11 protein-coding genes are annotated in these 12789 nt (G+C 62.8%); 8 read left to right on the forward strand and 3 right to left on the reverse strand.

Annotation, left to right across the window (positions count from 1 at the left end):
• The first annotated feature begins 61 nt into the window (after positions 1-61).
• From CGK93_RS12390 to CGK93_RS12410, 5 genes are all read left to right on the forward strand, one after another.
• Positions 62-847: an ABC transporter ATP-binding protein gene (locus CGK93_RS12390; protein ID WP_089595092.1), complete on the forward strand. Its 786-nt coding sequence runs from the start codon at positions 62-64 to the stop codon at positions 845-847.
• Positions 848-865: 18 nt separating this feature from the next.
• The gene (locus CGK93_RS12395) at positions 866-1651 is read left to right on the forward strand and encodes a sulfite exporter TauE/SafE family protein (RefSeq protein ID WP_089595093.1); all 786 of its coding nucleotides are present in this window, start codon (positions 866-868) and stop codon (positions 1649-1651) included.
• A gap of 7 nt (positions 1652-1658) precedes the next feature.
• Positions 1659-2468 carry a TrmH family RNA methyltransferase gene (locus CGK93_RS12400; protein WP_089595094.1) on the forward strand — a complete coding sequence of 270 codons (810 nt, stop codon included), beginning with the start codon at positions 1659-1661 and terminating at the stop codon, positions 2466-2468.
• Positions 2469-2610: 142 nt separating this feature from the next.
• Entirely contained in the window at positions 2611-2868 is a 258-nt protein-coding gene (locus CGK93_RS12405) for a type B 50S ribosomal protein L31 (protein ID WP_089595095.1), read from the forward strand.
• Between the two features lie 76 nt (positions 2869-2944).
• Entirely contained in the window at positions 2945-4054 is a 1110-nt protein-coding gene (locus CGK93_RS12410) for a lipoate--protein ligase family protein (RefSeq protein ID WP_442856988.1), read from the forward strand.
• Between the two features lie 14 nt (positions 4055-4068).
• Here the strand turns inward: CGK93_RS12410 and pepN are convergent, their stop codons facing one another.
• Both pepN and CGK93_RS12420 read right to left on the reverse strand, forming a co-directional pair.
• Positions 4069-6675 carry an aminopeptidase N gene (pepN, locus tag CGK93_RS12415; protein WP_089595097.1) on the reverse strand — a complete coding sequence of 869 codons (2607 nt, stop codon included), beginning with the start codon at positions 6673-6675 and terminating at the stop codon, positions 4069-4071.
• 4 nt (positions 6676-6679) lie between these two features.
• Positions 6680-7717, reverse strand: a complete 1038-nt coding sequence (locus tag CGK93_RS12420; RefSeq protein WP_089597421.1) for a YeiH family protein — start codon at positions 7715-7717, stop codon at positions 6680-6682.
• Positions 7718-7828: 111 nt separating this feature from the next.
• Here CGK93_RS12420 and CGK93_RS12425 point away from each other — a divergent pair, with 111 nt between their 5' ends.
• From CGK93_RS12425 to CGK93_RS12435, 3 genes are read left to right on the forward strand one after another with little or no spacing between them, the layout of a single operon-like run.
• Positions 7829-9385 (forward strand): circularly permuted type 2 ATP-grasp protein, encoded by a 1557-nt coding sequence (locus CGK93_RS12425; protein ID WP_089595098.1) that lies wholly within the window; start codon positions 7829-7831, stop codon positions 9383-9385.
• A gap of 55 nt (positions 9386-9440) precedes the next feature.
• Entirely contained in the window at positions 9441-10367 is a 927-nt protein-coding gene (locus CGK93_RS12430; RefSeq protein ID WP_089595099.1) for an alpha-E domain-containing protein, read from the forward strand.
• A complete protein-coding gene (locus tag CGK93_RS12435; RefSeq protein WP_089595100.1) occupies positions 10364-11215 on the forward strand; it encodes a transglutaminase family protein in 852 nt (283 codons plus the stop codon). The genes CGK93_RS12430 and CGK93_RS12435 overlap by 4 nt, the downstream gene beginning before the upstream one ends.
• Positions 11216-11287: 72 nt before the next feature.
• Here CGK93_RS12435 and CGK93_RS12440 read toward each other — a convergent pair whose 3' ends face one another.
• Positions 11288-12739 (reverse strand): SDR family NAD(P)-dependent oxidoreductase, encoded by a 1452-nt coding sequence (locus CGK93_RS12440; protein ID WP_089595101.1) that lies wholly within the window; start codon positions 12737-12739, stop codon positions 11288-11290.
• Between the last annotated feature and the right edge of the window lie 50 nt (positions 12740-12789).

A 12789-nucleotide genomic window follows, 5' to 3' on the forward strand; every position in this document is an offset into this window, starting at 1 on the left:
GCAAACACTGCCACGTGACCGGTTATCAGTCATATGGATTTTTGTCCTAGTGTCTACTGCTATGAGTGATGTTCTGGAATTGGCTTCCGTCAGCGTTGTCCGAGGCAAGAAAACCCTGCTGGACAAGGTTGACTGGGAGGTCAACGAAGGGGAGCGCTGGGTCATCCTGGGACCGAACGGCGCCGGCAAGACCACCCTTCTCCAAATTGCCGCAGCCCGGCTCCACCCCAGCAGCGGAACGGCCGGGATCCTGGATGAGGTCCTGGGCCGCGTTGACGTCTTTGAACTCCGCCCCCGGATCGGACTTTCCTCGGCTGCGCTTGCTACCCAGATTCCGGAGCACGAGAACGTCCTGAACGTGGTGGTCACCGCCGCCTACGGTGTTACGGGACGGTGGCGTGAAGGCTACGAGCGAGACGACGAACGACGCGCCTTTGGCCTGCTGAACGACTGGGGGATGGGCCCGCTGCTCAACCGGACCTTCGCCACGTTGTCCGAAGGGGAGCGCAAGCGTGTGCAGATTGCCCGCGCCCTCATGACGGACCCCGAACTGTTGCTCCTGGATGAACCGGCTGCGGGCTTGGATCTCGGCGGCCGGGAGGAACTGGTCCACAAGCTCGGCGAGCTCGCCAGCGATGAAGCGGCTCCTGCGATGGTCTTGGTCACCCACCACCTGGAGGAAGTACCGCCGGGATTCACCCATGCCATGCTGCTCCGCGAAGGCGGCGTGGTTGCCGCAGGACCCATCAAGGACGTCCTGACCGACGTACACCTCAGCAACACCTTCGGCCTGCCGCTGGACGTTTCAGAAAACGCCGGGCGCTACACCGCCACGGCCCGCCGCTAGACCGGCTGATACTCAACAATGGACATTCTTAGCAGCATCCTGGTCTTTTTCGCGGGCTTGTGGGCCGGCACCATCAACGCGGTAGTTGGTTCCGGCACGCTGGTGACTTTTCCCGTCCTCATAGCCATTGGCATCACTCCCGTGGTTGCGTCCATGAGCAATGCCATGGGACTCGTGGCAGGCACAGCGGCGGGAGCCTGGGGTTATCGCCGCGAGTTGGCCGGCAGGGGACGGCAGCTGATGAAGCTGCTGCCAGCCTCGTTACTGGGCGGCATTACCGGCGCGTGGCTCCTGCTGCACTTACCGGAGAAGGTCTTCCACTACGTTGCTCCCGTCTTGCTGGTGATGGCCCTGTTGATGGTGCTGTTCCAGCCCAAGCTGCAGGCTTGGGTTCGCAGCAGGGAACAAAACCCCGAACACGCCATCCGGGACCGCAGCCACGGGATCCTCTTGGTGGTTCTGGTCTACCTCGCCGGTGTCTACGGTGGCTATTTCGTGGCGGCGCAGGGGATCTTGTTGGTAGGCATCCTCGGCGTGTTCCTCACGGGAACCATGCAAAATGCCAACGCCATGAAGAACTTTCTGGTGCTCGGCGTCAATATGGTGGCAGCCATCTCCTACCTGATCTTTGCTTTCGACCGCATCGAATGGCTGGTGGTCCTCCTCATTGCCGTGAGCTCCACCATCGGCGGTTTGGTGGGATCAAAGGTTGGCCGGAAGTTGTCCCCGCGCGTCCTCAGGGCCGTCATCTTCACTCTTGGCATCGTGGCCCTTGGCTTCATGATCGCCAACCTGCTGAAATAATCACCCGGTGACATTCCACCACCTTGAGTCCGCGGATGATCCCCGCGTGACGGACTACACCACCCTCACCGATGTGCACCTGCGGAAGTTGCGCGAGCCGGAAGAGGGCATGTACATCGCCGAATCTTCCAGGGTCCTGCGCAGGGCACTTGCGGCGGGGCACCAGCCCCGCTCCTTTTTCCTGGCGGAGAAGTGGCTGGAAGACCTCGACGACGTTTTCCTGGCCTACCCCGACGTTCCGGTGTTCATCGGCAAGGCGTCCTTGCTGGAAGAGATCACGGGGTTCCACCTGCACCGCGGAGCGATGGCAGCCATGCAGCGACCGGACCCAGTTCCGCTGGACGTGCTGCTGGCCAACGCGAGGCGCGTGGCCGTGCTCGAGGACATCGTTGACCACACCAACGTGGGAGCCATCTTCAGGTCCGCTGCTGCACTTGGCGTCGACGCCGTCCTGGTCTCTCCACGCTGTGGAGATCCGCTCTACAGGCGCAGTGTCCGGGTCAGCATGGGCACGGTCTTCCAGGTTCCCTGGGCGCGCCTGGAAAGCTGGCCTGACGACTTGTTCCGCCTCAAGGAGCAAGGCTTCACCGTGGCAGCAATGGAGTTGACCGAGGACGCGCTGGATCTGGACGATCTTGCGGCAAAGCAGTACCCCAAACTGGCCTTGGTGCTCGGTACAGAAGGTCCAGGCATGAGCCAGGACACGTTGGCCGCTGCTGACCTCGCGGTCAAGATCCCCATGCGTGCCGGCGTTGACTCACTCAACGTCGCCGCTGCCTCGGCGGTGGCCTTCTGGGAACTCCGCCCACGGGACTGACCGCGGTTCGTCTGGCGGCGCGCTTTCCGCTATGATTGGTTGTTGGCCCGGCAGCTGGATTATTCGTCCTGCAACAACCGGACCACCTCCATTCATACCTGGCAGCTGGCAAAATCCAGTTGCGTGAACAAAAGGTCCCATTATGAAGTCTGATATCCACCCGAAGTACGAAGCTGTTGTTTTCAACGACCTGGCTTCCGGTACGCAGTTCCTGACCAAGTCCACCGTGTCTTCCTCGAAGACCATCGAGTGGGAAGACGGAAACACCTACCCGGTTATCGACGTCGAAATCTCTTCGGAGTCCCACCCGTTCTACACGGGCAAGCAGCGCATCATGGACTCCGCTGGCCGCGTCGAGCGCTTCAACGCCCGCTTCAAGGGCTTCGGCGGCACGAAGTAACCCACTTCACCCCAAGGCTTTCAAAGCCCGCATTGCCGGATCCCCGGCAATGCGGGCTTTTGCGTTTTCCGGCAAGATGGACAGCATGACTTCCAGCCCTGAGCAGCCACCCCCCATCAACGACGCCGACAACCGCCTTCACGGCGAATATAAAGTACCCGGCGGCAAACTGGTGGTGGTCGACCTGGACGTCGTGGCAGGAAGGTTCGCCAACGTCTCCCTGAGCGGTGACTTCTTCCTGGAACCGGACGAGGCCCTGCAGGCCATCAACACGGCACTCACCGGACTTCCGGACAGCTCAACGGCAGCAGACATCGCCGCAGCCGTCACCGCGGGGCTGCCCAGGGATACCGTTCTGTTCGGGTTCTCCACAGAAGCCGTAGCTGTCACCGTCCGCCGTGCGCTGGCCAAAGCCACAAGCTGGGCCGACCACCAATGGGAAGTCATCCCACCGTCCGTCCTGCCCACCCAGGTGAACGTCGCCCTGGACGAGGTCCTCACGGAGGAGGTAGGTGCAGGACTGCGCAATCCTACGCTGCGCTTCTGGGATTGGGAGGAACCATCCGTGGTGATCGGCAGCTTCCAGTCGGTACGCAACGAGGTGGACCCGGAGGGTGTAGCCCGCCACGGCATCACGGTGGTGCGACGCATCAGCGGTGGCGGCGCCATGTTCATGGAAGCCGGCAATTGCATCACCTATTCGCTCTACCTGCCACAGACCTTGGTGGACGGCATCAGTTTTGCCGACTCCTACGCGTTTCTGGATGCCTGGGTGATGGCAGCCTTGGAGAAACTGGGTATCACGGCTTTCTACGTTCCCCTCAATGACATCGCAACCGAACAAGGCAAGATCGGGGGCGCAGCACAGAAGCGCCTCGCGAACGGTGGCATGCTGCACCACGTCACCATGAGCTACGACATCGATGCCGACAAGATGGTGGATGTTCTCCGCATCGGCAAGGAAAAACTCTCGGACAAGGGGACACGGAGCGCCAAGAAGCGTGTTGATCCGCTGCGACGCCAGACGGGCCTCGCCCGTGCGGCCATCCTCGCGGCCATGCAAGAGGTCTTCGTGGAACGCTATGGCGCTGAGGAGTCCCGCCTCACCGAGGCCGAGCTCGGTGAGGCGAAGAAACGCGTGGAGGCCAAGTTCGGCACCGACGAATGGTTGAACCGGGTTCCGTAGCCTGCCGGCGGGAACTACGCCACGGCGGCTTGTGCCGTAAGTGACCGCATCAAGTGGCTTCGCTGCTCGACGACTATCCGGCGCAGTGCGCGGGGAGCGTCAGCGTGCGTCTTCAGCCAATCATCTGTCCGCACCACCACCGGGTGGTGGGCGGGCTGCATGCCCTCAGTCAGGTCCTGGGCGCCCGGGAACAAACCGCGCACAATCCTGCCGGCGATCTCGATGCTGCGTTCCGCCCATACCTGCTCGAGGCAGTCGAAGTAGCGTTCCACATACGGCTCCAGCAAGAACCCCGGAGCCGTGGCGAAGCCCGTGATTGTTGCGCCCAGAATCTCGTTGGACAGTCCGGTGCTGTTAACCGTGGAGTCCCACGCAGCTGCCTTGACTGAGGCATCCGGCGCGGCGGCCGAAGCCAGGGCATGGCCCTCCCTGCCGGACGCTGTCTTATCGGCCTGCAGTTCCCGGTCCAATTCGGCACGTGACGCCTGGCCTTGGGCGGACAGGGCTTGCCAAAAGCTCCACCGCAGTTCTGCGTCGACCGCAAGTCCGTCAATGACAATGCTGCCTTCCAAGATTCCACGCAGCAAAGGAAGTTCAGCGTCCCCATGCCGGGACACGTCAGCCAAGGTCCTGGCCCATGCCAGCTGCTGGTCGGAGCCGGGGGCCGCTGCCTTCATCCTGGCCGACACTACTGCGAGGAAATCTTTGCGTACCCCTTCACGGGCTGCCGCCGGAACATAGCGTTCAATGGCGCCGGAGGCATTGCCAAGCACGTTCAACAGGACCCCAATGCCGGTCTCCGAGGACGCAAACTGCTCCACGGCGGCCACGTAGCGCACGGCGGGCGTCACACCGTCCCGGGCAGAATCCCACAATGCGGTCCAGCACAGGGCGCGGGCCATGGGATCGGTGATTTTATCGAGCGACGTCCGGACAGTGTGTTCGGAACCTGGATCCAGGCGGACCTTGGCGTAGCTCAGGTCGTCGTCGTTGACCAGCAGCAAGGCAGGACGGCGCTTGCCGTTCAGCTCGGGCACCAAGGTGCTGGGCCCTGTCACATCCACCTCATGGCTTTCGGACCGGACGAGCCGGCCCGAAGCATCAGCGTCGTACAGACCCAACCGCAACCGGTGCGGGCGGAGTTCCTGATGTCCCGTGATGGGGTCGATGGCATCCTGCCGGAGCGTCACGGCGCCAAGAACGCCGCCGTCGTCCACGATCTCCGCCGAAATGGTGGAGATGCCGGACGTCTGAAGCCATTGACGGGCCCAGTCTCCAAGGTCCCTTCCTGAAGCGGTACTGAGTGCGCGGAGGAGATCCTGGAGGGAGGTATTGCCGAACGCATGGTCCCGGAAGTACTGACGGGAGCCGGCGATGAAAGCATCAAAGCCAACGTAGGCCACCAGTTGCTTCAGGACCGAGGCTCCCTTGGCATAGGTGATCCCGTCAAAGTTCTGCTTGGCTGCTTCAAGGTCCGGGATGTCGGCCACAATCGGGTGCGTGGTGGGCAGTTGGTCCTGGACATAAGCCCAGGCTTTACGCTTGTTGGCGAAGTTCACCCATGCGGTGTCCCAATCGGTGGCACGGTCCACGCCAAGTGTCCCCATATAGTCGGCGAACGACTCCTTGAGCCAGAGGTCGTCCCACCAGTTCATGGTCACGAGGTCGCCGAACCACATGTGGGCCATCTCGTGCATCAAGGTGTTGGCGCGGGCCTGGTACTGGGCATCGGTGGCGCGGGAGGCGTACACATACTTTTCCGTGAAAGTGACCAGCCCGGGATTTTCCATGGCTCCGAGGTTGTATTCGGGCACGAAGGCCTGGTCATACTTACCCCACGGGTAGGGGTAGTCGAACAGGTCGTTGAAGAAGGCCAGCCCGCTCTTGGTCAACCGGAACAGTTCATCGGCATCGAAGGAGTCCGCCAAGGAGGCCCGGCAGAATAGTGCCAGCGGCACGTCAAGGCGGGTGTCGTCGTCGAGCGTTGTTCCCCAGTGATCCGTTGCCTTGAAGTAGGGCCCCGCCAGCACGGTGGTGATGTACGTGGACATGCGTTGGGTGGTGGCGAAATCCCAGCGCGCGGCGCGGGTGTCACCGGCCTCCGGTGTCCGCAGTTCCTCCACTCCATTGGACGCGACTTCCCAGCCTGCCGGAGCGATCACGTGGAACGTAAACTCGGCTTTGAGGTCCGGCTGTTCGAAGTTGGCGAAGACGCGGCGGCTGTCCGCAGGTTCGTACTGGGTGTAGAGGTAGCACTGGCCATCGGCAGGATCAACAAAGCGGTGCATGCCCTCGCCGGAGCGGCTGTAAAGCCCTGTCCCGGTTACCGTGACCGTGTTGTCGGCCGCAAGCCCCTCCAGGATGATCCTGTCGCGGTCCACCACCGATCCGACATCCAATTCCTGGCCGTTCAGCACCACGGACTGCACGCCGCCATGGATGAAATCCAGGAAGGTGGCAGAGCCTGGCTCAGCGGAAAAGGTGATGGTGCTGATACTCGGGTAACCGGAGACGGCGGGATCTTCCGCGTCGCGGACATCGAGGGTGACATCGTAGCTGTGGGTGGTGATCAGGGCTGAACGGGTAGCGGCTTCATCGCGCGATAGATTGTGATTCGACACACAGCTATCTAATCATGATCAACGCGGCGCCCAGGCCCAGCGATGCGATGAGCAGCCAGGAGCCCAGGGCCACCAGAACAGCGCGCCCTCCGGTGTGGATCAGGGTCCTTATGCGCACGGCCGAGCCCAATCCGAAGAGCGCCGTCGCCAGCAGAATGTCCTGGACCGCTGCCGCGATCTCCAAGGCCACTGGCGGCGCCCAGCCCAAGGACCGTACGGCCACCAACGCGAGGAAGCCCACCACGAACAGAGGGACAATCGGCGGAAACCTGCTCTCCATTCCGGCCGCTCCAGTGGCGCGTTCCCGGACATGGAGGATCCGCTGATGAAGCCCCGCGGTGGCCGCTATCGGCGCCAGCAGGACAACCCTGGTCAATTTCACGACGACGGCGATCGCCAACGCCGAGGCCCCGGCGGTTTGGGCGGTGGCCACCACCTGGCCAACGTCATGGACGGAGGCGCCTGTCCATGCACCGAACTGCTCAGGGCTGAGGCCCAGGGGGTGCATGAGCAGTGGAAGCACGCCAATGGCCAACGTGCCGCAGAGGGTTACCAGCGCTACTGGCAGGACAGTGTCTTGGTGCCTGATCCGCCGCACTGCAGCCATGGCCCCGATCGCCGAAGCACCACAGATGGAAAAGCCTGTGGCAATCAACAGCGCCGCCTCGCGAGGGAGACGCAACAAGCGGGCCAGGCCATACGTTCCTGCGAAGCTCACCAGGACCACCCCGGCGATCAGCAGCAGTGCCACCCAACCAAGTCCAAGGACATCGCCCATGCTGACCTTGAGTCCCAGCAGGACGATGCCTGCACGCATGAGGTGTTTCCCCGCGAAGTCGAGCCCCGGACGGGCGCGCCCCGCCGTCAGGACAGCCGTCCCCGGTATATTTGCTGAGAGCAAGCCCAAGGCAACAGCGAGCGTCATGGCCGGAACTGCCGGAAACACGGCGTGGATTGCGAAGGCAAGACCCGTAGCGGCGATGCTCAGGACCAACCCGGGCCCCAGCCGGGACAGCTGGGGCGCAAGACTGTTGAAGGGCATGCCATAACCCTGCCGGATGGGGGCACGGAAAGGCGAACCGGGATCATCCGGAAACCGCGACACAATCAGTGCGTAATGCGCTCGACTCAAAAAGGTGATTGTCTAATTCCCATGTCTGACCTATTCCAGGATTACTCCGAGGCCGCTGCGCGCAGCGGCGCCTATGACGAGATGTTTGCCCCCGGCCACGTTGCCAGAAAATCCTACGGTCAGGTTTCCGGCGCCTTGCGGGAGCTGTCCCTGGCCGATGTGACAGCCCGGGCCGACTCCATGGCGCGCACGTTCCTGGACCGCGGCGTCACCTTCGACTACGCGGGGGAGGAGCGCCCGTTCCCGCTGGACATCGTTCCCCGCGTTATCCCTGCCGACGAATGGAATGTCCTGGAACGCGGGGTAGCGCAGCGGGTCAAAGCACTGGAGGCTTTCCTCAACGACGTCTACGGACGGATGGCGGTAGTCACCGATGGCGTGATCCCCCGGCAGCTCGTCACCACCAGCGCCCACTTCCACCGGGCAGTCCATGGATTCGAACCATCCGGCGGTGTGCGTGTCCACGTCTCGGGCATCGACGTCGTCCGTGACGCTGCCGGGACCTTCAGGGTGCTTGAGGACAACGTCCGTGTTCCCTCCGGCGTCAGCTACGTTCTGGAGAATCGCCGGGCCATGGCCAAGGGCCTTCCAGAGGCTTTTGGCCAGCAACACATCCGTCCCGTGGAGGAATATCCCCGGCGGCTTCTTTCAGCACTCCGTAAGACTGCTCCGGCGGGCGTGGACGATCCCACGGTAGTTGTCCTGACGCCGGGCGTGTTCAACAGCGCCTACTTTGAGCACACGCTCCTTGCCGGCCTCATGGGCGTGGAACTGGTGGAAGGCCGCGACCTCATTTGCCGCGGCAACCGCGTCTACATGCGGACCACTGCGGGCGAACAGCGCGTGGACGTCATCTACAAGCGCATCGATGACGACTTCCTGGATCCGCTCCAATTCCGTTCCGATTCCATGCTGGGTTGCCCGGGCCTGGTCAATGCCGCACGCGCCGGGGGAGTGACGATAGCCAACGCCGTAGGCAACGGCGTAGCTGATGACAAGCTCGTGTACAGTTACGTGCCTGACTTGATCCGGTACTACCTTCACGAAGAGCCGATCATCGCCAACGTTGACACTTTCCGGCTTGAGGAAAAGGAAGCCAGGGAGCATGTGCTGGACCGCCTTGACGAACTGGTGGTGAAGCCCGTGGACGGCTCAGGGGGCAAGGGACTGGTCATTGGACCTGATGCCACGAAGGACGAGCTCGATGCCCTGCGCAAGCGGGTTATTGCCGATCCCCGCGGATGGATCGCCCAGCCTGTCCTGCAGCTGTCAACCGTGCCGACGCTTTCCGGGGACAAATTCGGACCCCGCCACGTTGACCTCCGGCCCTTCGCAGTCAACGACGGCGACGACGTCTGGGTCCTCCCCGGTGGACTGACCAGGGTGGCACTCAAGGAAGGTTCCTTGATAGTGAACTCCAGCCAGGGCGGCGGTTCCAAGGACACCTGGGTATTGGCCGACTCGCCGAAGCTCCCCGCCGAGGTCATCCCACGCCAGTCCGTCACCGTCCGTGAACAGGTATCTGTGTGGCCCGTGGAAAGCAATTGGCGTGACCGCCAAACGGAGCAGCAACAGTGACCCCGCTCCACCACCACTTGAACTTCGACCTGCACCACTCGAAGGAGGCAGTTCCATGCTGAGCCGTATTGCTGAGTCTCTCTTTTGGATCGGACGCTACGTAGAACGCGCCGATGGCACGTCCAGAATCCTGGACGTTCACCTCGAACGACTGAACCACCTGCCCCTCGAGGAGCAGCGGAGCGTAGCCCGGGAACTCCTTGCCGTGATGGGTGCCAAGCCCCAGAGCGAGGACTTCGGACTTCCTGAACTCCTGCATGCCCTGGCGTATGACAAGCAGAGCGCGTCTTCCATTGCCGGTTCCCTGGGGGCTGCACGCGAGAATGCGCGGCGTGCCCGGGAAACTGTCTCGCAGTCCCTCTGGGAAAGCCTCAACACCACCTATTACGGCCTCAACCAGCATCGCAAGGACGTGGTGGGAACCTACCGTTTCTGCAACTGGGTCCTGGAACGGACAGCAATGGTTCGCGGTCTTGCGGACACCACCGTCAGCCATGACGAGAGCTGGTTGTTCATGGTGTTGGGCCGTTCCCTGGAGCGGGCGGACATGACTGCCCGCATGCTCTCAACGCGCGATGTCCAGTCTGCAGGAATGTCGTGGGTCAACATGCTCCGGTGCGCCGGCGCCTATGAGTCGTTCATCCGTACGCGCAGGGCTGCCTTCGGCGACCAGCACGCCGCGGAGTTCCTGCTGCTGGACCGCTTGTTCCCGCGGTCCATCGTCTACGCCCTGCGCGATGCCGATGATTGCCTCGCGAAACTGGACCCGTCAGCCCAGCGTGTGGGCTTCATCAACGATGCCCGGCGCATTGTTGGCCAGGCCCGAACGTTCCTCGAGTTCCACCGCACAGACGACCTCATGTCCGAGCTGCCCGAGCACATGGAACGTGTGCAGAAGGCCGTGACGCAGGCGTCCGATGCGATTTCCCGTAAGTACTTCAATCAGGCTGATGAGCACGCCTGGGTGGGAGAAGTTTCATGACCCGGCTGAGCATCGTCCACAAGACGGCTTACAAGTACAACCGCCGCGTGACGTTGTCCTACAACGAGGCCCGGATGACGCCCCTCACCGACGGCCAGCAGGTGGTCCTCGAGTCCTCCCTGAAGGTCTCACCCAACCAAGCGTCCGTCAGCACCTACCGGGACTACTGGGGTACCAGGGTCACGGCATTCGATATGCAAATGCCGCATGAGAGCCTTGAGGTCCTCGCCACGGCCACCGTGGAAGTGCACCGCACCGAACGCGTGGCAGTCGAGGACGACATCGTCGGGTGGGACGTCATTGCTTCGGACAAGGTCCAGGACGAGTTCAGCGACTGGTTGCCCCAGTCCAGGCTCAGTGGCCCGGGCGAGGAAGTCCTGGGCATTGTTCCCGGTGTCGTCGAAGGGAAGAATCCCCACGAGGCAGCCTTGGCGGTGTTCGCCTGGATGGCCGGTGAAATGACCTATATGAAGGGCACCACCGGGGTGACCACGAATGCCGAACAGGCGTGGTCCCAGCGCCAGGGCGTGTGCCAGGACCTGGCACACTTGGCCATCGGGGCATTGCGCTGCAGCGGCATCCCTGCCCGCTACGTTTCGGGGTACATCCACCCGAGGTCCTCGGCCGACATTGGCGAAACCGTTGCGGGCCAGTCACATGCGTGGCTGGAATGGTGGGATGGGGAATGGCGCAGTTGGGACCCCACCAACCACAAGCCGGCAGGCGATTACCACGTCACGGTGGCGCGGGGCCGTGACTACCGCGATGTTCCCCCGCTGAAGGGCATCCTGTCCGGTGGCGGCGGCTCGGGACTCTCCGTTTCGGTGGAGATCACGCGCCTCGCGTAGGAGTTTTTGTACAGATAAGGCCCTTAAGAGCTGCTCTTAAGGGCCTTATCTGTACAAAAACTCCAGGATTTTCTACCAGGGCGAGGGCTTGTAATCCTTCAGGAAGACACCGTACTGGTCCTCGCCCTTTTCGCCCATCACGATGGGGTCGTAAACTCTAGCGGCGCCATCCACCAGATCCAACGGTGCGTGGAAGCCTTCTTCCATGAGCCGGACCTTGGTGTAATGCGGACGTTCGTCGGTGATCCAGCCTGTATCCACGGCGGTCATAAGGATGCCATCGGAGTCCAGCATTTCCTGGGCGCTGGTCCGGGTCATCATGTTCAAGGCGGCCTTGGCCATGTTGGTGTGGGGGTGTCCGGGGCCCTTGTAGGCGCGGGAGAACTGCCCCTCCATGGCCGAGACGTTGACGATGTACTTCCTGTGGGCCGTTGACCGCTTCATGGCTTCCCGAAGGCGGCTCACCAGCAGGAAGGGTGCCGTGACGTTGCACAGCTGGACTTCAAGCATCTCCAAGGGATCCACCTCGTCCACCACCTGGGTCCAGCTGTTGATTGAGGCGAGGTCCGGGACCAAGCCGCCGGCATCGATCGCCGTTCCCGACTCGATCCGTTCCAGAGACGCGGACCCGGTGGAGAGTGCCAGGGAGGTGATCGCATCGCCGGCCAGGACGGGGTGCTCGGTAACGCTGCTGGCCAGGGCCAAGGGGTGTTTGTCATGGGCATGGCCGAACGTGACCAACTCGGGGCCACCGTTGGCAGCGTCCAGGGCGGCAGGCAACGGCTCGTCCTCTGCGTCAACCAAGGGCTTGTACGCATTGCCGGAGCGCCGAACGGTCTGGGCTGCGTTGTTGATGATGATGTCCAGCGGGCCAGCCTCGTTGAGGGAGTCCGTCAGAGCCATGACCTGTGCCGGGTCACGGAGGTCAATGCCCACGATCCGCAGCCGGTGCAGCCACTCGCTGCTGTCTTCCATGGCGGCAAAACGACGGGCCGCGTCCTTGGGGAAGCGGGTGGTGATGGTGGTGTGGGCGCCATCCCTGAGCAGGCGCAGCGCGATGTACATGCCGATCTTGGCGCGTCCGCCGGTCAATAAGGCCCTGCGTCCCGTGAGGTCGGTGCGGGCATCGCGCTTGCTGTGGCTGAAGGCAGCGCATTCAGGGCAGAGCTGGTGGTAGAAGGCATCAACCTGCGTGTAGTGCTTCTTGCAGATGTAGCAGGGACGCGAGCGGATGAGGTGGCCGGCCACCTCGCCGGTGGCGGAGGGTGCAAGCTTATTGCCGCGGGTTTCGTCGTCAATGCGGTCCGGGGCGGCGGTGGCCGTCAGGGCGATGACGGCCCGGTCAGCCTCGGCGATGGAGTCACGCTTGGTGACCCGGCGGTGGCGTTTGACGGCTTTGAACATCTTGCCGGTGGCACGGCGGACTGCAACGTAGTCCGGGTGCTCCTCGTCATAGACGTGGATCGTGGTCAGAACCTTGAGGCAGGCCTGGATCTCTTCAGGCGTCAGATCGGTGGAGCTCATTGACCTGATTTTACAGCCTTGGGAGCCAGTGGCCTGCCTCGGGTTCTGTC

The sequence above is a fragment of the Arthrobacter sp. YN genome, from assembly GCF_002224285.1.
Taxonomy (GTDB): Bacteria; Actinomycetota; Actinomycetes; order Actinomycetales; family Micrococcaceae; genus Arthrobacter.

What these genes read in the sequence shown, in the direction of transcription:
- CGK93_RS12390 (WP_089595092.1), top strand. Translation starts at nt 62, where the DNA reads ATGAGTGATGTTCTGGAATTGGCTTCCGTCAGCGTTGTCCGAGGCAAG.
- CGK93_RS12395 (WP_089595093.1), top strand. Translation starts at nt 866, where the DNA reads ATGGACATTCTTAGCAGCATCCTGGTCTTTTTCGCGGGCTTGTGGGCC.
- CGK93_RS12405 (WP_089595095.1), top strand. Translation starts at nt 2,611, where the DNA reads ATGAAGTCTGATATCCACCCGAAGTACGAAGCTGTTGTTTTCAACGAC.
- CGK93_RS12410 (WP_442856988.1), top strand. Translation starts at nt 2,945, where the DNA reads ATGGACAGCATGACTTCCAGCCCTGAGCAGCCACCCCCCATCAACGAC.
- CGK93_RS12420 (WP_089597421.1), bottom strand. Translation starts at nt 7,717, where the DNA reads ATGCCCTTCAACAGTCTTGCGCCCCAGCTGTCCCGGCTGGGGCCCGGG.
- CGK93_RS12425 (WP_089595098.1), top strand. Translation starts at nt 7,829, where the DNA reads ATGTCTGACCTATTCCAGGATTACTCCGAGGCCGCTGCGCGCAGCGGC.
- CGK93_RS12430 (WP_089595099.1), top strand. Translation starts at nt 9,441, where the DNA reads ATGCTGAGCCGTATTGCTGAGTCTCTCTTTTGGATCGGACGCTACGTA.
- CGK93_RS12435 (WP_089595100.1), top strand. Translation starts at nt 10,364, where the DNA reads ATGACCCGGCTGAGCATCGTCCACAAGACGGCTTACAAGTACAACCGC.
- CGK93_RS12440 (WP_089595101.1), bottom strand. Translation starts at nt 12,739, where the DNA reads ATGAGCTCCACCGATCTGACGCCTGAAGAGATCCAGGCCTGCCTCAAG.